Source organism: Azospirillum brasilense, assembly GCF_003349955.1.
In the GTDB taxonomy this organism is placed as follows: Bacteria; Pseudomonadota; Alphaproteobacteria; order Azospirillales; family Azospirillaceae; genus Azospirillum; species Azospirillum brasilense_B.
In genome coordinates, this window is sequence record NZ_QLKQ01000024.1 from 46,345 (window position 1) to 68,025 (window position 21,681).

Below are 21,681 nucleotides of genomic sequence, written 5' to 3' on the forward strand. Positions count from 1 at the left end.
GGGGGAGGACGGAACCGTCAGGCGGCGAAGGAGTTGCCGCAGCCGCAGGACGCCGTGGCGTTCGGATTCTTGATCTGGAAGGCGGCCCCCATCAGGTCCTCGACGTAATCAAGGGTGGAGCCGGCCAGCAGGTCCAGCGAAACGTCGTCGGTGACGACCTTCACGCCGTTCTTCTCGAACACGTGGTCGTCCTCGTTCGCCGTGGCGTCGAAGGCGAAGCCGTACTGGAAGCCGGAACAGCCGCCGCCCGACACGGTCAGGCGCAGCATCAGGGCCGGGTCGCCCTCGTGCTCGATCAGGAAGGCGACGCGCCTGGCGGCGCTGTCGGACACGGTCAGAACGCGCGCACCCTCTTGCGTGGTGGCGGGAAGGGCGGTGTCGGGCATGGGACGGACCTCGGTGTTTCGCGGGGGTGTTTCGCGGGACAGACGACACAACGACGAATGTAAGGGTGTGTCCGCCTTTCGTCAAAGGCATGTCCGGCGAACTCATGCCTGACCTGCGGTTTGCCTGAGCCCGAATGCCAGGAGGCGGCTGCCGGATGTCTCGGCGGGTTTCCGCCTTCGCCGTTGCACAGCGCGGTTTGCGTCGGTAGTGTCCGCGCCATGACGGCGGACTTCTTCCAGGATCGCCCGGCGCCCTATGGCTGCGACCCCGCACAGACGCGCGGCCGGCTGTTTCCGGAGCCGGAAAGCCCGACGCGCTCGTGCTACCAGCGCGACCGCGACCGCATCGTGCATTCCGGCGCCTTCCGCAAGCTGAAATACAAGACGCAGGTCTTCGTCTATCACGAGGGCGACTATTTCCGCACCCGCCTGACCCACAGCCTGGAGGTGGCGCAGATCGCCCGTTCGATCAGCCGCGCGCTCGGGTTGAACGAGGATCTGGCGGAGGCGGTGGCGCTCGCCCACGATCTCGGTCACACCCCCTTCGGCCATGCCGGCGAGGACGCGCTCGACGCCTGCATGGCGCCCTACGGCGGCTTCGCCCACAACGACCAGACGCTGCGCATCCTGACGATGCTGGAGCGCCGTTACGCCGACTTCGACGGGCTGAACCTGACCTGGGAAGCGCTGGAGGGCGTGGTCAAGCACAACGGCCCGCTGCTGCCTCTCCGTGATGGTGAAAGGCTGCCGACGACGCTGGCCGCCTTCCAGGAGCGCTGGGACCTGGAGCTTCACACCAACCCGGGCGCCGAGGCGCAGGTGGCGGCCCTGGCCGACGACATCGCCTACAACAACCACGACATCGACGACGGGCTGCGCGCCGGCCTGTTCACCGTGGACGAGGTGGCGGAGCTGCCGCTGGTCGGTCCGGTGGTGCGGCAGGTCTGCGACCGCTATCCGGGGCTGGAGCGGTCCCGCCTGATCCACGAGACGATCCGGCGGATGATCAACAACATGATCGTCGACCTGCTGGCCGAGACGCGGGAGCGGCTGGACCGCCACCGTCCGGGCAGCGCCGCCGCGCTGCGCGCCCTGCCGGAGCCGGTCGTCAGCTTCTCCCCCGCGATGGTCGAGGCGCAGCGGCCCTTGCGCGCCTTTCTGAAACAGCGCATGTACCGCCATTACCGGGTGAACCGGGAGATGAGCAAGTGCAAGCGGGTGGTCACCGCCCTGTTCGATCTGTTCCTGGCCGAGCCGAACACCCTGCCGACGCAATGGCAGGAGGAGATCGTCAAACAGGGCGGGCAGGGGGACCGGACGGTGCTGGCGCGGCTGGTCGCCGACTACATCGCCGGGATGACCGACCGCTACGCGCTCGCCGAATATGCCCGCCTGTTCGACATGGACGCCAAGACCTAAACGGCCCAGACCTAAAGCAAGAATTGAACCGATGAACATCTTCAAGGTCTTCGAGAACGACATCCGCAAGCTGCTGGACGAGCTGGCCGCCGAGGGCCAGATCCCGGCGGGGCTGGACACCGCGCGCCTGACGGTGGAGCCGCCGCGCGAGGCGGCCCACGGCGACCTGTCGACCAACGCGGCGATGATCCTGGCCAAGCCGGCGGGCAAGCCGCCCCGCGCGCTGGCCGAGTTGCTGGTGGCGAAGCTGAAGACCCGCCCCGACGTGGCGAGCGCCGAGATCGCCGGTCCGGGCTTCGTGAACCTGCGCCTGACGGCCGACGTCTGGCGCGACCGCATCCGCGACGTGCTGACCGCCGGCACCGCCTACGGCGAGAGCACGCTGGGCGGCAAGCGTCCGGTGAACGTCGAATACGTGTCGGCCAACCCCACCGGCCCGCTGCACGCGGCCCACGGCCGCGGCGCCGTGTTCGGCGACGCGCTGGCCGCGCTGCTGGAGAAGGCCGGCTACGCCGTCGCCCGTGAATATTACATCAACGACGCCGGCGCCCAGGTCGACGTGCTGGGCCGCTCCACCTTCCTGCGCTACCGCGAGGCGCTGGGCGAGGACATCGGCGAGATTCCGGCGGGCCTCTATCCCGGCGAGTATCTGAAGGAGGTCGGGCAGGCCCTGGCCGAGCGCGACGGCAACAGGTGGGTCGGCGCGGACGAGGCCGACTGGCTGCCGGCCTGCCGCGACTTCGCCATCGCCACGATCATGGAGTGGATCAAGGAGGACCTCGGCGTCCTCGGCGTCCGCATGGACGTCTACAGCTCCGAACGCGCGCTGGTGAAGGCCGGGGCGGTGGACACGGCGCTGAAGGCGCTGGAGGACCGCGGCCTGATCTATGTCGGCGTGCTGGAGCCGCCGAAGGGCAAGAAGCCCGACGATTGGGAGCCGCGCCCGCAGACCCTGTTCAAGTCCACCGACTTCGGCGACGACGTCGACCGCCCGCTGAAGAAGTCGGACGGGTCCTTCACCTACTTCTCCAACGACATCGCCTATCACTACGACAAGCACCGCCGCGGCTTCGACCTGCAGATCGACGTGTGGGGCGCCGACCATGGCGGCTACGTCAAGCGGATGCAGGCGGCGACCACGGCGATCACCGAGGGCAAGGCGTCGCTGGACGTGAAGCTCTGCCAGCTCGTCCATCTGATGAAGAACGGCGAGCCGGTGAAGATGTCCAAGCGCGCCGGCACCTTCGTGACGCTGCGCGACGTGATCGAGGAGGTCGGCCGCGACGTCGTCCGCTTCATCATGCTGACCCGGCGCAACGACCAGACGCTGGACTTCGACTTCGCCAAGGTGGTCGAGCAGTCGAAGGACAACCCGGTCTTCTACGTGCAGTACGCCCATGCCCGCTGCCGCTCGGTGCTGCGCCACGCCGCGACGGCTCTGCCGGGGGCCGACCTGTCGCTGGCGGCGCTGGCCGCCCGGGCCAACCTCGCCCGCCTCGACAGCGAGGAGGAGATGGCTCTGGCCAAGCGCATGGCGACCTGGCCGCGCCTGGTCGAATCCGCCGCCGAGGCGCACGAGCCGCACCGCGTGGCCTTCTACCTCTACGATCTCGCCAGCGACTTCCACGCCCTGTGGAACAAGGGCCGCGACGACACCAGCCTGCGCTTCCTGATCGATGGCGACGAGGAGGTGACGGTGGCCCGTCTGGCGCTGATCAGCGCGGTCGCCACGGTGATCGCCTCCGGTCTCGCCGTGATGGGCGTGGAGCCGGTGGAGGAATTGCGGTCATGAGGTATGAGGGCGATGCCAACCACGCCAGCGATCCCTACGGCGCGCCGCCGCAGCGGGGAGGTCGGCGCGGTCTGCTCGGCCTCGGTCTGGCGGTGGTCGGCATCGTGGCCTTCGCCGGCGCGATCGTCGTGGTCTATGGCGGCAAGGGGCAGGGCACGCCGGACGGCGCTCCGCCCCTGCTGATGGCCGACAGCGCACCGACCAAGGCCCGCCCGGAGCAGCCCGGCGGCATGGAAGTGCCGCACCAGGACAAGCTGGTCTACGAGCGGCTGAATGACCGTGGGTCGAAGTCGCAGATCGAGCGCCTGCTGCCGCCGCCGGAGGAGCCGCTGCCGCGTCCGGTCGTGGCCCCCCAGGTGCCGCCGTCGCCGACCCTGCCGGAGGCGCCCGCGGTGGCCCAGCTTCCGCCGCCCCCGCCGGGCTCCACCACCACGGTGCCGCGCCAGGACGGGGAGGGGGCCGCGCCGCCGCCGGCCGCTTCCCCGGCTCCGCCGCCCGCTGTCGCCGCCCTTCCGGCCCCGGCACCGGTGGCACCGGCCCCCAAGGTGGCCCCGCCGCCCGCGGCCAAGCCGGTGCCGGCTCCGCCGCAGGCCCAGACGCCTCACCAGTCTCCGGCGGCCGCGGCGCCCAAGCCGCAGCCTGCGCCGCCGGTGGCGGCCGCCCCGGCCCCGCAGCCGGCGCCCGCACCGGCGAAGGCGTCGGGTGGGGGGAACTGGCGCGTCCAGCTTGCCTCGGTGCGCAGCGAGGCCGAGGCCTCGACGGAATGGAAGCGCCTGTCCAGCCGCTACGGCGCGGCGCTCGGCGGGCTGTCCATGCAGGTCGCCAAGGCCGATCTGGGCGAGAAGGGCATCTTCTACCGCATCCAGGGCGTCGGCCTCGACGAGGAGCGCGCCAAGTCAGTCTGCGCCCAGCTCAAGTCCCAGAATGTGGGGTGTGTGGTTGTCCGTCCCTGATCCGGCTTTGCCGAACGCTCACGCCATGACCGAACACGACCGCACGGCCCATCGCGCCGCCCATCGCGCCGTGGTGTTCGGCGCCGCCGGCACCGCCTTGACCGCGGACGAGCGCGCCTTCTTCCGCGACGCCGATCCGCTGGGCTTCATCCTGTTCCGGCGCAATTGCGAGACGCCGGAGCAGGTCCGCGCGCTGGTGGCGGAGATGCGCGCGGCGGTGGGCCGCGCCGACGCCCCCGTGCTGATCGACCAGGAGGGCGGGCGGGTGGCCCGCATGCGCCCGCCGCACTGGCCGGCCTTCCCGGCGATGCGCGCCTTCGGCGATCTCGCCGCCCGCGACGCCGACGCCGGGCGGGAGGCCGCCCGGATCAACGCCCGGCTGCTGGCGCTGATGCTGGCCGATTGCGGCGTGACGGTGGATTGCGCCCCGGTCTGCGACGTGCCGGTCGAGGGCGCCCACGACATCATCGGCGACCGCGCCTTCTGCGGCGATCCGGCCCGCGTGGCCGATCTGGCACGGGCGACCTGCGAGGGGCTGATGGCCGGCGGCGTGCTGCCGGTCGTCAAGCATCTGCCCGGCCATGGCCGGGCCTTCACCGACAGCCACGCCGAGCTGCCGGTGGTGGACGCCCCGCGCGCGGCGCTGGAGGCCACCGACTTCGCGCCCTTCCGCGCCCTGGCCGACATGCCGCTGGGCATGGTCGCCCATGTGGTGCTGAAGGCCATCGACCCGGACCAGCCCGCCAGCACCTCGGCGATCGTGGTGCGCGAGGTGGTGCGCGGCGCCCCCATCGGCTTCGACGGGCTGCTGTTCAGCGACGACCTGTCGATGGGCGCGCTGGCCGGCGGCATGCGCGGCCGGGCCGAGGCGGTTCTCGCCGCCGGGCTGGACGTCGTGCTCCACTGCAACGGCGTGATGGAGGAGATGGCGGCGGTGGCCGAGGGCGTCCCGGCGATGAGCGGGGAGGCCGTCCGACGCTGGGCGCGGGCGGAGGCGCTGCGCGGCCCGGTGCCGCCGGTGGACGCCGACGACCTGCGGGCGCGTCTGGCGGAATTGCTGGGAACTCCCCAGGTTTAGAGCCATGCTCAGGCTTCCCCGGCAAATTCGGGGGGCGCAACGGGAGAGATGCGCGTGCTGGAAGGTCTGATCGACCGCATACCGATGATCTTCGCGGTCGCCATCCCCGCGATCCTCGCCATCACGATGCACGAGGCGGCGCACGGATTCGTGGCGATGTGGCGCGGCGATGACACGGCGTGGCGGCTGGGCCGGGTGACGCTGAACCCGCTTCGCCACATCGACCCCCTGGGCACGGTGGTGCTGCCGGCGGTGATGTATTTCACCACCGGCTTCGTCTTCGGCTGGGCCAAGCCGGTGCCGGTGAATTTCGGGCGCCTGCACCACCCGCGCCGCGACATGGTGTGGGTGGCGCTGGCCGGGCCTGGGGTGAACTTCGTGCTGGCGCTGGTCTCCGCGATCATCTGGGGCTTCACCAGCCCGCAGGGCGGGGCGACCGAGATGTGGGTCCGCGCCGCGCTGGAGGTGTCGGTCCTGGTCAACGTCGTGCTGATGGTCTTCAACATGATCCCGCTGCCGCCGCTCGACGGCGGGCGCGTGGCGGTCGGCATCCTGCCCGACGCGCTGGCCTTCCCGCTGGCCCGGCTGGAGAAGTACGGCATGCTGATCCTGATCGGTGCCTTCTTCCTGCTGCCCTTCATCGGGCGGGAGCTGGGCATGGACCTCAGCGTCTTCTCCTGGGTGCTCGGCCCGCCGGTGGATTACATGATCGAGCTGATCCGCATCCTCAGCGGCAACTGACGGCATGGCTGGCAGGAAACCCCCGGATCATGAGGACGAGGCCGCGGCGGCCAGCCCGGCGGAACAGCTCGTCCTCGTCCTGGACGGGTTCGAGGGGCCGCTCGACATGCTGCTGGCGCTGGGGCGCGAGCAGAAGGTGGACCTGACGAAGATTTCCATCCTCCAGCTCGCCGACCAGTATCTCGCCTTCATCGCCGAGGCGCGGAAGGTGCGGCTGGAACTGGCGGCGGATTATCTCGTCATGGCGGCGTGGCTGGCCTATCTGAAGTCGCGCCTGCTGATCCCGGAGGTCGAGGACGAGGAGCCCTCGGGCGAGGACATGGCGGCGGCGCTGGCCTTCCAGCTCCAGCGGCTGGAGGCGATGAAGGGGGCGGCGGCCAAGCTGTTCGCCCGCCCGCAGCTCGGGGTGGACCGCTTCGCCCGCGGCGCCCCGGAGGACCTCGACATCCTGCGCAAGTCGATCTTCCAGGTCACGCTCTACGACCTGCTGAAGGCCTACGGCGAGCACAGGAAGCGGCAGGAGGGCGGCGTCCTGCACATCGAGCCGGTGCGCCTCTATTCGCTGGAGGACGCGGTGCGCCGCCTGTCCGAGCTGCTGGGCCGCATGCCGGACTGGGCCACCCTGTCGAGTTTCCTGCCCGACGGCGTGCGCGGCGGGCTGCTGACCCGCTCGGCGCTGGCCGCCCATTTCGCGGCGACGCTGGAGCTGGCCAAGGCGGGGCGGGTGGAGCTTCGCCAGGACGGCGCCTTTTCCCCCATCTACGTCCGCCGGGCATCGCGCCGGCATGAGCACCAGCATGAACGGGGCGACGAGGAATGAGCGGACCCGACGGCATGATCCAGGAGATCGAGAACCCGGAGGAGGTCGAGCGGCGCCTGCGCGATCTGCGCCTGCTGGAAGCGTTGCTGTTCGCCTCCGCCGACCCGCTGGACGAGGAGACCCTCGGCCGGCGGCTGACCCACGACGCCGACGTGCGGGCGCTGCTGGAGGAATTGCGCGTCCATTACGCGGCGCGCGGGGTGAACCTGATCCGCACCGGGGCCGGCTGGTCCTTCCGCACGGCGGTGGACCTCGCGCCGCTGCTGCGGCAGGAGGAGGAGGTCTCCAAGAAGCTGTCCCGCGCCGCCATCGAGACGCTGGCGATCATCGCCTACCACCAGCCGGTGACCCGCGCCGAGATCGAGGCGATCCGCGGCGTGGCGACGAGCAAGGGCACGCTGGACATCCTGATGGAGAACGGCTGGATCCGGCCGGGCCGCCGCCGCGAGACGCCGGGCCGCCCGCTGACCTGGATCACCACCGACCATTTCCTCGACCATTTCGGCCTGGAGACGCTGCGCGACCTGCCGGGGGTGGAGGACCTGCGCGCCGCGGGCTTGCTCGATTCCCGGCCCGTGCTTCTGGGCATCGGCGGCGCCGGTCTGGACGATGCGGAACCATCGGAAAACACTGACGATTCCGATACCTGAGCGAAACGCTCGAAAATAAGAACCATTTGCATCGGGGTCGGCGCGCCGGTACTAAGATCAATCGACCGCCATCAAACGACCCCCGGGCCGCTTCAGACTGGGACCGCCATGGATCGTCCGTCCGTCACCGACGCCCGTTCTTTCTCCGCGACCGGAGACGCCGTTTCCGAACCCCGGCCGGCCGGCCTGCGCACCGCGCTGCGCGACAAGGCCTCGGCCCTGTTCAGCCGCGGGACCGATCCGCGGCAGGGCGCGCCCTGCGAGGCCGCGCCGGTCACGCTGCCGGCCAACGGGCGGCATCTCGACGCCTCCGGTTTCCAGGGCGCCGCCGCGGCCATCGCCGTCGAGGCCCTGGCGCTGAACGGCGTCACCCACCGGTACGGGCGCGTCGTCGCCGTGAACGACGTCAGCGTGACCATCGGGGCGGGGGAGATCGTCTGCCTGTGCGGGCCGTCCGGCTGCGGCAAGTCCTCGCTGCTGCGCATCGCGGCGGGGCTGGAGGCGGTGCAGACCGGCTCCGTCCGGATCGGCGGAACGGTGGTGGCGGACGAGCGCGGCGCGGTGCCGCCGGAACGCCGCGGCGTCGGCCTCGTCTTCCAGGATTACGCGCTGTTTCCGCACCTGTCGGTGCTCGACAACGTGCGCTTCGGCCTGACCGCCCTGTCCGGCGAGGCGCAGCGCAAGCGCGCGCTGGAAACGCTGGGGCAGGTCGGCATGGCCGGCTACGCCGATTCCTTCCCGCACCACCTGTCCGGCGGGCAGCAGCAGCGCGTGGCGCTGGCCCGCGCGCTCGCCCCGAATCCGGCGGTCCTGCTGCTCGACGAGCCCTTCTCGGGACTGGACGCCCGGCTGCGCGAGCAGGTCCGCGACGAGACGCTGCATGTGCTGAAGCAGAACGGCGCGGCGACCATGCTGGTCACCCACGACCCGGAGGAGGCCATGTTCCTGGCCGACCGCATCGCCCTGATGCGCGCCGGCAAGGTCGTCCAGGTCGGCAACCCGGTGGACCTCTACACCCGCCCGGTCAACGCCTTCGCCGCCGAGTTCTTCGGCGAGGTTAACCGGCTGTCGGGCGTCGTGCGGGATGGGGCGGTGGACACGCCGGTCGGCCCGATCCCCACGGAGGTCGCCGACGGCACCGCCGTCGACGTGCTGATCCGCCCGGAGGCGCTGAAGCTGTCCGCCCAGCCCGCGGCCACCGTTCCCGCCGGGGAGCTGCCGGTTCTGGCGCGGGTGATGGCGGCGCGCCTGCTGGGCCGGACCAGTCTGGTCCATCTCGACGTGCCGGACGGGACGGGCGGGTCGGTGCATCTGCACTCCCGCATGCCGGGCCAGTTCCTGCCCGCCGAACAAAGTCACGTTTCGGTGTGCATGGACCTGTGTCAGGCCTTCGTTTTTCCAGCCGGTGCACCCACTTAGTCGTTTGAGCGGTTTCGCCCGACCGATCGTTGCGGGAGGGGAACCTTTCTGCCATAGTGCCGCCCCGCCATTGGGCTGCCTGTTCAGGAAACGTGTGTCATGGGATTCTCCAGCGTCTGGCATTGGGTCATCGTCCTTCTGATCGTCCTGCTCCTGTTCGGCGCCGGCAAGCTGCCGAAGGTCATGGGCGACCTCGCCAAGGGCATCAAGAACTTCAAGGCCGGCCTGAAGGACGAGGAAGAGGGTACCGCCGCCGGTGCCGACTCCAAGGTCCTGCCGAACCAGCCGGTTCCGCCGGCCCAGCCGGTGTCCCCGGTCCATCCGGTTTCGCCGGCCCCGGTTTCGCCGGCTGCCGACCCCGGCGTGAAGAAGGACGAGACGGCCCGCACCTGACCGTCCGGCGCCCGTCATCCCCGCGCCGCTTCGAAAGGCTGAGGAGCCATGTTCGACATCGCATGGTCGGAACTGATGGTCATCGCGGTCATCGCCCTCGTGGTGATCGGCCCGAAGGACCTGCCCAAGGCCATCTACACCCTGGGAAAATGGGTGAAGAAGGCGCGCGTCGTCGCGCGCGATTTCCAGGGCCACATCGACGACATGATGCGCGAGGCGGAGCTCGACGAGCTTCGCAAGGAGGCCCTGAAGGTCCGCGACACGAACCTCCAGAAGATGGTCGAGAACACGATCGATCCGAAGGGGGATCTGAAGGGCGCCTTCGACATGGGGGGCGACCTCGGGGCCAGCGGCTATCACGGCAGCCCGCCGGAGGATGGCCTGTCCTCGACGGCGGCATCCCCGACCTCCGTGCCTCCCGTCGGCTCGCCGCAGGTGACCGCGGCCCAGCCGCTGCCGGCGACCGAGCCGCCGGTCACGGCCCCGCTTCCCCCGGCTCTGCCCGCGGAGTTCGTTCCGGCCCCGGCCAAGCCGCCGGTTCCGGCCTCCGCCGATTCCGCTGCGGCGGCAACCACGAACAAGCAGGCGTGACCCAGTGTCCGGCGAAACGCGCATGACCGGCGAGTCCGACGACGAGCTCGAAGAAAGCAAGATGCCGCTGATCGACCACCTGGTCGAGCTGCGCAACCGGCTGATGTACGCGACGCTGGCGATCCTGATCGCCTTCTTCGTCTGCTACGCCTTCTCGGACCGCATCTACAACTTCCTGGTCCAGCCCCTGGCCGACATCCTGGCCGGGCAGGGGCGGCGGATGATCTACACCGGCCTGACCGAAGCCTTCTTCACCTATGTGAAGGTGGCCTTCTGGGCCGGCTGCTTCCTGTCCTTCCCCATCGTCGCCAGCCAGATCTGGATGTTCGTGGCACCCGGCCTCTACAAGCACGAGCGCAAGGCCTTCCTGCCCTTCCTGGTGGCCACCCCGATCCTGTTCTTCCTGGGCGGGGCGATGGTCTACTACTTCATCTTCCCGCTGGCTTGGCGCTTCTTCCTGGGGTTCGAGTTCCACCCGGGGATGGACGCCGGCGCCCTGCCGATCGAGTTCGAGGCCCGCGTCAGCGAGTATCTCGGCCTCGTGATGCATCTGATCTTCGCCTTCGGTCTGGCTTTCCAGCTTCCAGTCCTGCTGACCCTGCTGATCCGCGCCGGGCTGCTGACGACCGAGACGCTGGCCGCCAAGCGGCGCTACGCCATCGTGTTCGTGTTCATCGTCGCGGCGGTCCTGACCCCGCCGGACGTCATCAGCCAGGTCGGCCTCGCCATCCCGCTGCTGGCGCTCTACGAGGTGTCGATCCTGATCGGCCGCCGCATCGAGAAGACGCGCGGCGACGCCGACGAGACGGAAGCCGAGCAGGCGTAAGGCCCGTCGCGCCTTACGCCGTCGCTTCGTCGACCACCACCTGATTGCGGCCGTTCCGCTTGGCCCGGTAGAGGGCGAGGTCGGCGGCGGCCAGCGCGGCGTCGAGATCCTCGCCGCTGCGGCAGGCGGCGATGCCGATGCTGACGCTGGCGGCGATCTCGTGGCCTTCGAAGGGCAGGGGCCGCGCCGCCACGTCGCGCCGCAGCGCCTCCGCCAACGCCGCCGCCCCGGTGCGGTCGGTGTCGGGAAGCAGCAGGCAGAACTCCTCCCCGCCATAGCGCCCGAACAGGTCGGTGCGGCGCAGCCGCGCCGCGACGGTCTCGGAGAAAAGCCGGAGAAGCGCGTCGCCGGCGAGATGGCCGAAGGTGTCGTTGACCCGCTTGAAGCGGTCGAGATCGAGCAGCAGCAGGGTCAGCGGCGCCCCGTTGCGTTGCGCCCGCAGCAACTCCCGCTCGGCGTGCTTCAGGAAGGCCCGGCGGTTGTAGGCGCCGGTCAGCGGGTCGATGGTGCCGATGCGGTCCAGATCGGCCTGCAGCTTCTCGCTGGTCATGGCCAGGAAGCCGAATCCCCAGCCCGTGACGGCCAGAATGGCCTCCAGGAACCCGGCGCTCTGCACCAGGTTGGGTGTCAGGATGCTGTCCACCGGCCCGCCCCAGGCGGTCAGCACGGCGCGTCCGGCCACGAACAGGGCGTGGGCCAGGAAAACCAGGGCGGTGACCCGTTGCGCCCGCCTCGGCCGGTCCGCCGGCCCCGTCCACCACAATTCCAGGGCCGCCAGCAGCGACAGGCCGGTGATTCCGGCGGACATGATCAGGACGCGCGCCGTCACGTCGTTGGTTGCCACCACGAACCACGCGATGCCGGCGGTCAGCACGGCGAGCAGCGCAATCCCGAGGCGCCAGGGGATGGACCGTCCGGCGAAGCTGCGCACGCCAAACCAGTTCAGGATGTAGGTGGCGGCCACCAGGGCGTTGCTCAGCGGCACGACGGCGGCGGGCGGCCAGACCCCGTAAGCGGTGACCATGGCCATCCCGAGGGTGCCGAGCAGCGCTCCCCCGGCCCAATAGGCCAGCGCGGTGATGTGGCGGTGCGCTCTCCAGGTCAGGAAGGCGGCGATGGACAGCAGAACGCCGATGCCCACCAGGACGATGACGAGGGTGCGGGTGTCGAGGATCATGTCCGGAGTGGGGAGGGCAGCGGTCGATTCCGGGGTTCTGCACGCATTCGCGTTCCCGGCGCCACCGATAAGTATAGGACACCAGTCATTTCAGGGTCTTTCCCATCGGCGCGGCTCCGCCTCTGGACCTTCACCCGGCGGCGGACTATAACCAGCCACCCACCCATTCCGTATCGCCGTGAGCCATGCACGACCTTCGCGCCATCCGTGAGAACCCCGAATCCTTCGACCGCGGCCTCGCCCGCCGGGGCCTTGAGGCGATGTCGCCGACGGTGCTGGACCTCGATTCGCGCCGCCGCGCCGCGCAGACCCAGCTTCAGGAGATGCAGGCGCGCCGCAACGAGGCGGCCAAGGAGATCGGCCTCGCCAAGCGGGAGGGCCGCGACGCCCAGCCGCTGATGGACGAGATGGCGCAGCTCAAGGAGCGGCTGCCCCAGGTCGAGGAGGAGGAGAAGGCGCTGGGCGCCGAGCTGGAGGGTCTGCTCGCCTCCATTCCGAACCTGCCCGCCGACGACGTGCCGGATGGCCCGGACGAGAGCGCCAACGTCGAAATCCGCCGCTGGGGCGAGCCGACGGCCATCGCGAACGCCAAGCAGCATTTCGAGCTGGGCGAGGCGCTGGGCCTGATGGATTTCGAGGCGGCGTCGCGCATGTCGGGCGCCCGCTTCACCGTCCTGAAGGGCGGGCTGGCCCGGCTGGAGCGCGCTCTGGCCGACTTCATGCTGGACATCCACACCGGCGAGCACGGCTACACCGAGATCGCGCCGCCGCTGATGGTGCGCGACAACGCCCTGTTCGGCACCGGCCAGCTTCCGAAGTTCGAGGAGGACCTGTTCCGCACGGGCGATCATTACCTGATCCCGACCTCGGAAGTGCCGCTGACCAACCTCGTCAACGACCAGATCGTGGCGACGGAGGAGTTGCCCCACCGCTACACCGCGCTGACCCCCTGCTTCCGCGCCGAGGCCGGATCGGCGGGGCGCGACACCCGCGGCATGATCCGCCAGCACCAGTTCTGGAAGGTCGAGATGGTCAGCGTCACCGCCCCGGACCAGTCGGAGGCGGAGCACCAGCGCATGACCCAATTCGCCGAGACCATCCTGCAACGGCTGGGGCTGCCCTACCGCGTCGTGACGCTGTGCACGGGCGACATGGGCTTCTCCGCGCGCAAGACCTTCGACATCGAGGTCTGGCTGCCCGGCCAGAACATGTACCGCGAGATTTCGAGCTGCTCGAACTGCGGCGACTTCCAGGCCCGCCGCATGAAGGCCCGCTGCCGTCCGAAGGGCGAGAAGCAGACGCAGTTCGTCCACACGCTGAACGGCTCGGGCGTGGCGGTCGGGCGCTGCCTGATCGCGGTTCTGGAGAACTACCAGCAGCCCGACGGCTCCATCCTGGTTCCCGAAGCGCTCCGGCCCTACATGCGCGGGCTGGAAAGGATCACCGCCTGATGTTCGATCACCCGCTCGACCTGTCGAACGCGCGCATCCTCGTCACCAACGACGACGGCATCCACGCGCCGGGCCTGAAGGTGCTGGAGGCCATCGCCCGCTCCCTCACGGACGACGTGTGGGTGGTGGCGCCGGAGATGGAACAGTCGGCGGCCAGCCACTCCCTGACCATCAACCGGCCGCTGCGCCTGCGCCAACTGGACGAGCGGCGCTTCACGGTGGACGGCACGCCGACCGACTGCGTGCTGCTGGCCGTCAACAAGGTGATGCGGGACGCCCGCCCGACGCTGGTCCTGTCCGGCGTCAACCAGGGCTCCAACATCGGCGAGGACGTGACCTATTCCGGCACGATCGCGGCGGCCATGGAGGCGACCCTGCTGGGCGTTCCGGCCATCGCGCTCAGCCAGCATTACGAGACCCGCTCCCAGATCGACTGGTCGGCGGCGGAGCGCTGGGGGGCGGAGGTGGTGCGCAAGGCCGTGTCCACGCCCTGGCCGAAATACGTCCTGCTCAACGTGAACTTCCCGGCCTGCCCGGCGGACCGGGTCACCGGCATCCAGGTCGTCCGCCACGGCAAACGCAAGATCGGCGACGAGCTGGTCGAGCGTGTCGATCCGCGCGGCAAGCCCTATATCTGGATCGGGACCCTGCGCGGGGAGGCCGACGTGGCGCCCGACACGGACATCCACGTGGTCTTCCACGGCGGCATTTCGGTGACGCCGGTCTATCTGGATCTGACGCACACGCCGACGCTCCAGACCCTGCGGCACGCGTTCGAATGAGGTCGTTTCCGAGGTGAATGGGTAGGATGTGACGGTCGAGGCACGCAAGATCCGGCTTCTGATGGCGTTGCGCCGCAACGGCGTGACCGACACCCGGGTTCTGGCCGCGATCGAGCGGATACCGCGCGAGCGATTCGTCCCGCAGCCCTTCCAGGATCAGGCGTGGGAGGACACGGCCCTTCCCATCGATCTGGGCCAGACCATCAGCCAGCCGCTGATCGTGGCGCTGATGACCCAGGCGCTGGAGCTGGGGCAGCGGCAGACGGTGCTGGAGATCGGCACCGGCTCCGGCTATCAGGCGGCTGTTTTGTCGCGGCTGTGCCGGCGGGTCTACACCGTCGAACGGCTGCACCCGCTGCTGAGCGAGGCGGAAGCGCGATTCCAGGCGCTGCGCCTGGACAACATCACGACCCGCCACGGCGACGGGACGAAGGGCTGGCCCGAACAGGCGCCGTTCGAGCGCATACTGGTCACGGCCGCCGCAGGTCCCGATGCGCCAAAGGACTTGACGGATCAGCTCGCCGTTGGTGGTGTCATGGTCATCCCGCTGGGGGACGACTACCGCAGCCAGCGGGTCGTCCGCATCCGGCGGACCGAAACCGGTCTTACACGGGAGGACTTGTGGCCCGTCCGCTTCGTACCGTTGCTGTCCGACCCTCCGTCTCCCCCCGGAACGGAAAAGCCGGCCCATTCGGCGTGACAGGACGCGCCATCCTGGCGGCGCTGGCGGTGATCCCGCTGCTCGCCGCCTGCCAGCAGCGCACCGGCGATCTGGCGCCGGTCACCTCGGTGTCCAGCACCCCGGATTCCATCGGCGGCGCGGTGATCGTGCAGCGCGGGGATTCCGCCTATTCGCTGTCGCGGCGCTACAACGTGCCGCTGCGCGACCTGCTGGAGGTCAACCACCTGTCGCCGCCTTACCAGCTCCAGGTGGGACAGCGTCTCGTCCTGCCGGTGTCGCGCCAGTACATCGTCCAGCGCGGCGACACGCTGTACGGCATCTCCCGCATGTTCAGCGCGGACATGAGCGAGCTGACCCGTCTCAACGGCCTGACCGCCCCCTACGCGGTGCAGGCCGGGCAGCCGCTGCGCCTGCCGGGCGGCGGCGATGCGTCGGGCGGCACGGCGGTGGCCCAGGCGCCGTCCTCCAGCGCGGGGGCCGCGGTCGGCGGGGTGGTGGCTTCGGCCCCGGTCAAACAGGTGTCGCGCGGGTCCATCCAGGCGGCGGAGCTGCCGCCGCCGGGCGCTTCGGCATCGACACCGGCCCCGGTGGACAGCCCCTCACAGACCGCGACGGTCCTGTCCCCGGTGCCCGGCGCCAAGCCGGCCGCTGCGCCCGAGGTGGCGACCGCTGCGCCCGTCTACCAGCCGGGGCAGGCCCCGACCTCGCTGCGTCCACCGGGCCAGAAGCCCGCCGTTCCCGAGCCGGCGCCCGTGCCGCGTGTCGTCGAGGCCGCTCCGGTCCCGGTTCCGCCGCCGGCGCCGGCCCAGGAGGTCGCCGCCGCCCCGCCCCCACCGCCCAAGGCGGTGGAACCGGCGCCGCCGCAGCGCGCCACCGGGCGGCTTCTCTGGCCGGTGAAGGGAAAGGTGATCTCGACCTTCGGGCCGAAGCCGGACGGGCTGCACAACGACGGCCTGAACATCGCCGCCAGCAAAGGCACGACGGTGGTCGCCGCCGACAACGGCGTCGTCGCCTACGCCGGCAACGAGCTGCGCGGCTTCGGCAATCTGCTGCTGGTGAAGCATTCGGACGGCTTCATCACCGCCTACGCCCATCTCGACCGCATCGACGTCGAGCGGGGCGTGGCGGTGAAGCGCGGGCAGGCCATCGGCACGGTCGGCCAGACCGGATCGGTGACGAGCCCGCAGCTTCACTTCGAACTGCGCAAGGGCAGCCAGGCGGTCGATCCGCGCGACCGCATGGAGCCGCGGGTCAGCGAAGGGGCTTCTCCAGACGGCCAGCCAGGTCCTGGATGAACTGCCAGGCCACCCGGCCGGAGCGGCTGCCGCGGGTCACCGACCATTCCACGGCCTCGGCCCGCAGTTGCTCCGCCGGGATGTCCAGCCCGAAGCGGGCGGCGTAGCCCTCGATCATCGCGAAGTAGGTCGGCTGGTCGCAATTGTGGAAGCCCAGCCACAGGCCGAAGCGGTCGGACAGCGACACCTTCTCCTCGACCGCCTCCGCCGGGTTGATGGCGGTGGAGCGCTCGTTCTCGATCATGTCGCGCGGCATCAGGTGGCGGCGGTTCGAGGTGGCGTAGAACACCACATTCTCCGGACGCCCCTCGATCCCGCCCTCAAGCACGGCCTTGAGCGACTTGTAATGCGCGTCGTCGTGGTCGAAGGACAGGTCGTCGCAGAACAGGATGAAGCGGCGCGGCTCGTCCTTCAGCCGGGCGAGCAGGCGGGGCAGGGTGGGGATGTCCTCGCGGTGGATCTCCACCAGAGCCAGCGTGCCGGGATGCTCCTGCGCCACCGTGGCGTGCACCGACTTGACCAGCGAGCTCTTGCCCATGCCGCGCGAGCCCCAGAGCAGGGCGTTGTTGGCCGGCAGGCCGGTGGCGAAGCGGGTGGTGTTGTCCAGCAGGATGTCGCGCTGGCGCTCGACGCCGCGCAGCAGGCCGATCTCCACCCGGTTCACGGTGGGCACCGGCTCCAGCCGGTCGGGATCGGCGTGCCAGACGAAGGCGTCGGCGGCGCCGAGGTCGAGCCGGCCCGGCGGCGGCGGGGCGAGCCGTTCCAGGGCCTCGGCGATGCGGGTGAGGAGGGGCAGCAGTTGGGCGTCCGACATCGTGTTCCTTCGCAGGCGTTTCTTCCGGTTTCGTTGCGCCGACCCTAACCCGCGCCGCCGGCTGCGGACAAGGAGGCGCGCTTGCGGGGGAGGCGTGCGCGCCGCTATGGTGCCGGGAACGCGAACCGAGGGTCGGTCATGCACGCAGAACGTTCCGCCGATCTCCCGAAACCGGCGGGGAGCGCCGCTCATGTCCTGCGGCGGCTGGAGGAAACGCCCCTGCGGGAGGACCCTTTCCCGCATCTGGTGGTGCCGGACGCCCTGCCGGCGGACCTCTACGCCCGCGCCGTCGCCCACTGGCCGAGGTTCGAGGCGCTGGCGCTTCTGCAGATGGACACGCTGCCCCAGCGCTATCAGATGGTGCTGACCGACCGCAATCTGAGGGACATGGAGCCGGAGGCCGCGGCGGTGTGGCGGGAGGTCCGCGACAGCCTGCTCGGGCCGGAGACGCTGAAACGGCTGGCGCCGCGCTTCCCCTCGCTCGCCGCCAAGCTGGAGGGGCCCGTCGGCGTCCGCCCAGCGACGGTCTACGCGCGGCTGGTCGAGGACCATGCGGGGCACGCCATGCTGCCCCACACCGACGTGTTCGGCACGTTCCTGTCCATGCTGCTCTACATGCCGGCGGACGGTAGCCGCCCCGATCTCGGCACCGCGCTGTACCGGCCCCGCGACGCATCCTTCAGCGCCAACGCCGGGCGGTCGACGGAGCGGTTCCCGCGCGAGGATTTCGAACTGGCCGGCACCGCGCCCTTCCTGCCGAACCATCTGCTGGCCTACGCGCCGTCCGACCGATCCTTCCACGGAGTGGAGCCGGTCGAGGCGCCCTGCGTGCGCCGCTTCCTGCTTCTCTTTGCCGTCATGGACAGCCGCGGCCCTTGAAGCCCGGCGGGCGTACCCCTATTCCATTGCATCGACGGCCCGGACCGTTATAGTCGCCGCGTCCGCGAGCGCCCGCTGCGCCTTCGGAACCAAACCACAGGGAGCCTCCAGATGTTCGTTTCGACGGCCTATGCACAGACCGCCGCGCCCGCCGCCGGTGGGGCCGACATGATCGTGCAGTTCCTGCCGCTGATCCTGATTTTCGTCGTCTTCTATTTCCTGCTGATCCGTCCGCAGCAGAAGAAGATGAAGGAACACAAGGGCATGCTGGAGGCCATCCGTCGCGGCGACCGCGTGGTGACCGGCGGCGGCATCATCGGCACGATCACCAAGGTCGGCCCGGAGGACGAGCTTCAGGTCGAGATCGCCGAGAACGTCCGCGTCCGCGTCATGCGCTCCACCGTGAACCTCGTGCTGTCGAAGTCCGAGCCGGCCAAGAGCGCCGACGATAAGGCTGAAGAGAAGGTCGTGGACCGCAAGTAACGCGGTTCTCCGGTAGCGAACGGGACTGGTTTACGAATGCTGTATTTTCCGCGCTGGAAGATTTTTCTGATCGTCGCGATCTGCGTGCTCGGGACCATCCTCACGCTGCCGAATTTTTTCAGCCGCGAGACGCTGTCGGCCCTGCCGAGCTGGTACGCGCACAACCGGGTCAACCTGGGCCTCGACTTGCGCGGCGGGTCGCACCTGCTGCTTGAGGTCGACATGGGCGCGGTCATCCGTGACCGTGTCGAGGGCCTGGTCGATTCGGCGCGCACCCAGCTGCGCAACGACAATGTCGGCTACACGGCGATCAACCCGGGCGACCGCGGCATCACCGTGCAGCTCCGCGACCCGGCGCAGGCCGACACGGCGGTGCGGGCGCTGCGCCAGCTCGCCAACACCATCGGCGGCGGACCGCTCGGCGGCGGCCAGCCGGACCTGGAGGTCAACGCCAGCGGCGGCGCCGTCACCGCCCGGCTGAGCGAGATCGCGCTCCGCGAGCGCGCCACCCAGGCCATCGAGCAGTCCATCGAGATCGTGCGGCGCCGCATCGACGAGACCGGCGTCAACGAGCCGACCATCGCCCGCCAGGGCGCCGACCGCATCCTGGTCCAGCTTCCCGGCGTCGAGGACCCGGACCGCGTGAAGCGGCTGCTCGGCACCACCGCGAAGATGACCTTCCGTCTGGTCGACATGAACGCCGACCCGAGCGCCGGCCGCGCCCCTCCGGGCACCGACATCCTGCCCTCGTCGGAGAGCGGGCGGGCGCAGACCGCCTATGTCATCCGCAAGAAGGTCGAGGTGGACGGCGCCAACCTGACCAACGCCACCGCGGGCAGCAACCCGCAGACCGGCGAATGGGTGGTCAATTTCGAATTCGACAGCATCGGCGCCCGCCGCTTCGCCGACGTGACCCGCGCCAACGTCGGCCGGCCCTTCGCCATCGTGCTCGACAACAAAGTCATCAGCGCCCCGGTGATCCGCGAGCCGATCACCGGCGGACGCGGCCAGATCAGCGGCAACTTCACCGCCGCCGACGCCAACGACCTCGCCGTCCTGCTGCGCGCCGGCGCCTTGCCGGCCCCGCTGAAGGTCATCGAGGAGCGCACGGTCGGCCCCGATTTGGGCGCCGATTCGATCCGCGCCGGCCTGATGTCGGTGGGCATCGGCTTCGTGCTGGTCTGCGCCTACATGATCGCCGCCTACGGCCTGTTCGGCGCCTTCGCCTGCTTCGCCCTGCTGGTCAACACCGTCCTGACGCTGGCCGCGCTGTCGCTGCTCCAGGCGACGCTGACGCTGCCGGGCATCGCCGGCGTTCTGCTGTCGCTGGGTCTGGCGGTCGACGCCAACATCCTGATCAACGAGCGCATCCGCGAGGAAACGAAGAAGGGCCGCGGCGTTTTCGGCTCGGTCGAGGCCGGCTTCAGCCGCGCCTACTCCACCATCGTGGACGCCAACCTGACCACCGCCATCAAGATGGCCATCCTGTTCGTGCTGGGCACCGGCGCGATCAAGGGCTTCGCCGTCACCATCACCTTCGGCATCCTGATTTCGCTGTTCACGGCCACCGTGCTCGTGCGTCTCATGATGGTCAGTTGGCTGCGCAAGACGCGGCCGGCCGCCCTGCCGGTGTAAGAGGTCATTCCCATGTTCCGGCTTCGTCTGGTCCCTGACAACACCAACATCCAGTTCATGCGCGGGCGACACGCCGGCCTGATCGTGTCGGCGTTCCTGTCGATCGCGTCGGTGGTGCTGTTCTTCTATCCCGGCCTGAACTACGGCATCGACTTCCGCGGCGGCATCGTCATCGAGGCGCGCACGCCGCAGGCCGCCGACTTCGCCTCGCTGCGCCACACGCTCGGTCAGCTCAACCTCGGGCAGGTGGCGTTGCAGGAGTTCGGCTCGCCCCAGGACGTGCTGATCCGGCTGGAGCGCCAGCCGGGCGACGACGCGGCGCAGCAGGTGGCCGCCGACAAGGTGAGGGCCACGCTCGCCCAGGAGCTTCCCGGCACCACCGTGCGCCGCGTCGAGGCGGTCGGCGCGTCGGTCAGCGGCGAGCTGTTCTTCAACGGCATGCTGGCGCTCGGCCTCGCGCTGCTGGCGATGCTCGTCTACATCTGGTTCCGCTTCGAATGGCAGTTCGGATTCGGCGCCATCGTGACGCTGCTGCTCGACGTGACGAAGGTGGTCGGCTTCTACGCGATCACCGGGATGCAGTTCAATTTGACGGCCATCGCGGCGATTCTGACGATCATGGGCTACTCGACCAACGACAAGGTCGTGGTCTATGACCGGATGCGCGAGAATCTGCGCATCTACAAGAAGATGCCGCTGCGCGAGCTGATCGACCGCTCGATCAACGAGACGCTGAACCGCACGCTGGGCACCTCCATGTCGACGCTGCTGTCGATCCTGCCGCTGGCCTTCTTCGGCGGCGAGGCGCTGCAGGACTTCGGCATCGTGCTGATCTTCGGCATTTTCCTGGCCACCTCCTCGTCCATCTTCATCGCCGCCCCCATCTTGCTGTTCCTGGGCGAGAACCGGCTGCGCCGCAACGCGCCGACGGAGAACGCGGCCCCGGCCGCCAACCCGACGCCCTGACCGACAAGAACTGGAAGCGGATCAGAGATGGCGGACATCACGCCGATCATCCCGTCGGACCGGCAGGTCATCGACGGCTACGGGGACGGGCAGTTCTGCGTGTCCGGGCAATGGCGCACCGGGGCGGTCGTGGTCCTTCCCGACCGCACGGAGCCCTGGCGCCCCCAGGACTTCGCTGCCCTCACGGCGGAGGACTTCGCCCTGGTCATCGGGGCGGAGCCGCGGGTGGAGTTCCTTCTGCTCGGCTCCGGCACCCGGATGCAGCTCCTGCCCAAGGCGCTGCGCCAAAGCCTGCGCGAGGCCGGTCTGGTGGTCGAGGTGATGGACACCGGGGCGGCCTGCCGCACCTACAACGTCCTGCTGGCCGAAGGCCGGCGGGTGGGGGCGGCGCTGCTGCCGGTGTGAATCTGAGTGTGAGCCGGGCCGAAAGCCCGGCCGGAAGAAGCCAA

General features: G+C 69.9%; 23 protein-coding genes. 20 read left to right on the forward strand and 3 right to left on the reverse strand.

What is annotated here, in order from left to right; genetic code table 11:
- Window positions 1-17: 17 nt before the first annotated feature.
- Entirely contained in the window at window positions 18-386 is a 369-nt protein-coding gene (gene erpA, locus DXK32_RS13030; protein WP_114858899.1) for an iron-sulfur cluster insertion protein ErpA, read from the reverse strand.
- 219 nt (window positions 387-605) lie between these two features.
- Between erpA and DXK32_RS13035 the strand changes: the two genes are divergently transcribed.
- The 11 genes from DXK32_RS13035 to tatC all read left to right on the forward strand — a co-directional run bounded on the left by DXK32_RS13035 (window position 606) and on the right by tatC (window position 11,068).
- The gene (locus DXK32_RS13035; RefSeq protein ID WP_114858900.1) at window positions 606-1,805 is read left to right on the forward strand and encodes a deoxyguanosinetriphosphate triphosphohydrolase; all 1,200 of its coding nucleotides are present in this window, start codon (window positions 606-608) and stop codon (window positions 1,803-1,805) included.
- 31 nt (window positions 1,806-1,836) lie between these two features.
- Entirely contained in the window at window positions 1,837-3,597 is a 1,761-nt protein-coding gene (argS, locus tag DXK32_RS13040; RefSeq protein ID WP_114858901.1) for an arginine--tRNA ligase, read from the forward strand.
- The gene (locus tag DXK32_RS33465; protein WP_114858902.1) at window positions 3,594-4,550 is read left to right on the forward strand and encodes an SPOR domain-containing protein; all 957 of its coding nucleotides are present in this window, start codon (window positions 3,594-3,596) and stop codon (window positions 4,548-4,550) included. Before argS ends, DXK32_RS33465 begins: the two co-directional genes overlap by 4 nt.
- Window positions 4,551-4,575: 25 nt before the next feature.
- The gene (gene nagZ, locus DXK32_RS13050; RefSeq protein ID WP_247877124.1) at window positions 4,576-5,628 is read left to right on the forward strand and encodes a beta-N-acetylhexosaminidase; all 1,053 of its coding nucleotides are present in this window, start codon (window positions 4,576-4,578) and stop codon (window positions 5,626-5,628) included.
- A 48-nt stretch (window positions 5,629-5,676) separates the two neighbouring features.
- Window positions 5,677-6,369 (forward strand): site-2 protease family protein, encoded by a 693-nt coding sequence (locus DXK32_RS13055; protein WP_170295833.1) that lies wholly within the window; start codon window positions 5,677-5,679, stop codon window positions 6,367-6,369.
- A gap of 4 nt (window positions 6,370-6,373) precedes the next feature.
- Entirely contained in the window at window positions 6,374-7,189 is an 816-nt protein-coding gene (locus DXK32_RS13060) for a segregation and condensation protein A (RefSeq protein WP_114858904.1), read from the forward strand.
- Complete coding sequence (scpB, locus tag DXK32_RS13065; protein WP_432612343.1) at window positions 7,186-7,839, forward strand: SMC-Scp complex subunit ScpB; 654 nt, start codon at window positions 7,186-7,188, stop codon at window positions 7,837-7,839. The genes DXK32_RS13060 and scpB overlap by 4 nt, the downstream gene beginning before the upstream one ends.
- A 108-nt stretch (window positions 7,840-7,947) precedes the next feature.
- Window positions 7,948-9,258 carry an ABC transporter ATP-binding protein gene (locus tag DXK32_RS13070; RefSeq protein ID WP_205215704.1) on the forward strand — a complete coding sequence of 437 codons (1,311 nt, stop codon included), beginning with the start codon at window positions 7,948-7,950 and terminating at the stop codon, window positions 9,256-9,258.
- Between the two features lie 99 nt (window positions 9,259-9,357).
- On the forward strand, window positions 9,358-9,651 hold the full coding sequence (locus DXK32_RS13075; RefSeq protein ID WP_114858905.1) for a twin-arginine translocase TatA/TatE family subunit: 294 nt from the start codon (window positions 9,358-9,360) through the stop codon (window positions 9,649-9,651).
- A 48-nt stretch (window positions 9,652-9,699) separates the two neighbouring features.
- Complete coding sequence (gene tatB, locus DXK32_RS13080; RefSeq protein ID WP_114858906.1) at window positions 9,700-10,242, forward strand: Sec-independent protein translocase protein TatB; 543 nt, start codon at window positions 9,700-9,702, stop codon at window positions 10,240-10,242.
- A 22-nt stretch (window positions 10,243-10,264) separates the two neighbouring features.
- Window positions 10,265-11,068 (forward strand): twin-arginine translocase subunit TatC, encoded by an 804-nt coding sequence (tatC, locus tag DXK32_RS13085; RefSeq protein ID WP_114858907.1) that lies wholly within the window; start codon window positions 10,265-10,267, stop codon window positions 11,066-11,068.
- Between the two features lie 13 nt (window positions 11,069-11,081).
- On the opposite strand, the gene DXK32_RS13090 is transcribed toward tatC, so the two are convergent.
- Window positions 11,082-12,245, reverse strand: coding sequence for a GGDEF domain-containing protein (locus DXK32_RS13090; RefSeq protein WP_114858908.1), 1,164 nt, complete (start codon window positions 12,243-12,245; stop codon window positions 11,082-11,084).
- A 185-nt stretch (window positions 12,246-12,430) separates the two neighbouring features.
- On the opposite strand from DXK32_RS13090, the gene serS reads away from it, so the two are divergent.
- Genes serS through DXK32_RS13110 form a run of 4 tightly spaced genes read left to right on the forward strand, consistent with a single transcriptional unit; the run spans window position 12,431 to window position 16,455 of the window.
- Window positions 12,431-13,696: a serine--tRNA ligase gene (serS, locus tag DXK32_RS13095; protein WP_114858909.1), complete on the forward strand. Its 1,266-nt coding sequence runs from the start codon at window positions 12,431-12,433 to the stop codon at window positions 13,694-13,696.
- Window positions 13,696-14,478 carry a 5'/3'-nucleotidase SurE gene (gene surE, locus DXK32_RS13100; RefSeq protein ID WP_114858910.1) on the forward strand — a complete coding sequence of 261 codons (783 nt, stop codon included), beginning with the start codon at window positions 13,696-13,698 and terminating at the stop codon, window positions 14,476-14,478. The genes serS and surE overlap by 1 nt, the downstream gene beginning before the upstream one ends.
- Window positions 14,479-14,506: 28 nt before the next feature.
- Entirely contained in the window at window positions 14,507-15,178 is a 672-nt protein-coding gene (locus tag DXK32_RS13105) for a protein-L-isoaspartate(D-aspartate) O-methyltransferase (RefSeq protein ID WP_114858911.1), read from the forward strand.
- Window positions 15,175-16,455, forward strand: coding sequence for a peptidoglycan DD-metalloendopeptidase family protein (locus DXK32_RS13110; protein ID WP_114858912.1), 1,281 nt, complete (start codon window positions 15,175-15,177; stop codon window positions 16,453-16,455). Before DXK32_RS13105 ends, DXK32_RS13110 begins: the two co-directional genes overlap by 4 nt.
- On the opposite strand, the gene DXK32_RS13115 is transcribed toward DXK32_RS13110, so the two are convergent.
- Window positions 16,412-17,269 carry an ATP-binding protein gene (locus tag DXK32_RS13115; RefSeq protein ID WP_114858913.1) on the reverse strand — a complete coding sequence of 286 codons (858 nt, stop codon included), beginning with the start codon at window positions 17,267-17,269 and terminating at the stop codon, window positions 16,412-16,414. The two genes, DXK32_RS13110 and DXK32_RS13115, sit on opposite strands and share 44 nt — an antisense overlap.
- Window positions 17,270-17,407: 138 nt before the next feature.
- Here DXK32_RS13115 and DXK32_RS13120 point away from each other — a divergent pair, with 138 nt between their 5' ends.
- The 5 genes from DXK32_RS13120 to DXK32_RS13140 all read left to right on the forward strand — a co-directional run bounded on the left by DXK32_RS13120 (window position 17,408) and on the right by DXK32_RS13140 (window position 21,637).
- Complete coding sequence (locus DXK32_RS13120; protein WP_114858914.1) at window positions 17,408-18,148, forward strand: hypothetical protein; 741 nt, start codon at window positions 17,408-17,410, stop codon at window positions 18,146-18,148.
- Between the two features lie 111 nt (window positions 18,149-18,259).
- Entirely contained in the window at window positions 18,260-18,631 is a 372-nt protein-coding gene (yajC, locus tag DXK32_RS13125; protein WP_114858915.1) for a preprotein translocase subunit YajC, read from the forward strand.
- A gap of 36 nt (window positions 18,632-18,667) precedes the next feature.
- Entirely contained in the window at window positions 18,668-20,266 is a 1,599-nt protein-coding gene (gene secD / locus DXK32_RS13130) for a protein translocase subunit SecD (RefSeq protein ID WP_114858916.1), read from the forward strand.
- Window positions 20,267-20,278: 12 nt separating this feature from the next.
- Window positions 20,279-21,232: a protein translocase subunit SecF gene (gene secF / locus DXK32_RS13135; protein WP_114858917.1), complete on the forward strand. Its 954-nt coding sequence runs from the start codon at window positions 20,279-20,281 to the stop codon at window positions 21,230-21,232.
- Between the two features lie 27 nt (window positions 21,233-21,259).
- Window positions 21,260-21,637 carry an Mth938-like domain-containing protein gene (locus tag DXK32_RS13140; RefSeq protein ID WP_114858918.1) on the forward strand — a complete coding sequence of 126 codons (378 nt, stop codon included), beginning with the start codon at window positions 21,260-21,262 and terminating at the stop codon, window positions 21,635-21,637.
- Window positions 21,638-21,681 lie beyond the last annotated feature (44 nt).

What these genes read in the sequence shown, in the direction of transcription:
- erpA (WP_114858899.1), bottom strand. Translation starts at nt 386, where the DNA reads ATGCCCGACACCGCCCTTCCCGCCACCACGCAAGAGGGTGCGCGCGTT.
- DXK32_RS13035 (WP_114858900.1), top strand. Translation starts at nt 606, where the DNA reads ATGACGGCGGACTTCTTCCAGGATCGCCCGGCGCCCTATGGCTGCGAC.
- argS (WP_114858901.1), top strand. Translation starts at nt 1,837, where the DNA reads ATGAACATCTTCAAGGTCTTCGAGAACGACATCCGCAAGCTGCTGGAC.
- DXK32_RS33465 (WP_114858902.1), top strand. Translation starts at nt 3,594, where the DNA reads ATGAGGTATGAGGGCGATGCCAACCACGCCAGCGATCCCTACGGCGCG.
- nagZ (WP_247877124.1), top strand. Translation starts at nt 4,576, where the DNA reads ATGACCGAACACGACCGCACGGCCCATCGCGCCGCCCATCGCGCCGTG.
- DXK32_RS13055 (WP_170295833.1), top strand. Translation starts at nt 5,677, where the DNA reads ATGCGCGTGCTGGAAGGTCTGATCGACCGCATACCGATGATCTTCGCG.
- DXK32_RS13060 (WP_114858904.1), top strand. Translation starts at nt 6,374, where the DNA reads ATGGCTGGCAGGAAACCCCCGGATCATGAGGACGAGGCCGCGGCGGCC.
- scpB (WP_432612343.1), top strand. Translation starts at nt 7,186, where the DNA reads ATGAGCGGACCCGACGGCATGATCCAGGAGATCGAGAACCCGGAGGAG.
- DXK32_RS13070 (WP_205215704.1), top strand. Translation starts at nt 7,948, where the DNA reads ATGGATCGTCCGTCCGTCACCGACGCCCGTTCTTTCTCCGCGACCGGA.
- DXK32_RS13075 (WP_114858905.1), top strand. Translation starts at nt 9,358, where the DNA reads ATGGGATTCTCCAGCGTCTGGCATTGGGTCATCGTCCTTCTGATCGTC.
- tatB (WP_114858906.1), top strand. Translation starts at nt 9,700, where the DNA reads ATGTTCGACATCGCATGGTCGGAACTGATGGTCATCGCGGTCATCGCC.
- tatC (WP_114858907.1), top strand. Translation starts at nt 10,265, where the DNA reads ATGACCGGCGAGTCCGACGACGAGCTCGAAGAAAGCAAGATGCCGCTG.
- DXK32_RS13090 (WP_114858908.1), bottom strand. Translation starts at nt 12,245, where the DNA reads ATGATCCTCGACACCCGCACCCTCGTCATCGTCCTGGTGGGCATCGGC.
- serS (WP_114858909.1), top strand. Translation starts at nt 12,431, where the DNA reads ATGCACGACCTTCGCGCCATCCGTGAGAACCCCGAATCCTTCGACCGC.
- surE (WP_114858910.1), top strand. Translation starts at nt 13,696, where the DNA reads ATGTTCGATCACCCGCTCGACCTGTCGAACGCGCGCATCCTCGTCACC.
- DXK32_RS13115 (WP_114858913.1), bottom strand. Translation starts at nt 17,269, where the DNA reads ATGTCGGACGCCCAACTGCTGCCCCTCCTCACCCGCATCGCCGAGGCC.
- DXK32_RS13120 (WP_114858914.1), top strand. Translation starts at nt 17,408, where the DNA reads ATGCACGCAGAACGTTCCGCCGATCTCCCGAAACCGGCGGGGAGCGCC.
- yajC (WP_114858915.1), top strand. Translation starts at nt 18,260, where the DNA reads ATGTTCGTTTCGACGGCCTATGCACAGACCGCCGCGCCCGCCGCCGGT.
- secD (WP_114858916.1), top strand. Translation starts at nt 18,668, where the DNA reads ATGCTGTATTTTCCGCGCTGGAAGATTTTTCTGATCGTCGCGATCTGC.
- secF (WP_114858917.1), top strand. Translation starts at nt 20,279, where the DNA reads ATGTTCCGGCTTCGTCTGGTCCCTGACAACACCAACATCCAGTTCATG.
- DXK32_RS13140 (WP_114858918.1), top strand. Translation starts at nt 21,260, where the DNA reads ATGGCGGACATCACGCCGATCATCCCGTCGGACCGGCAGGTCATCGAC.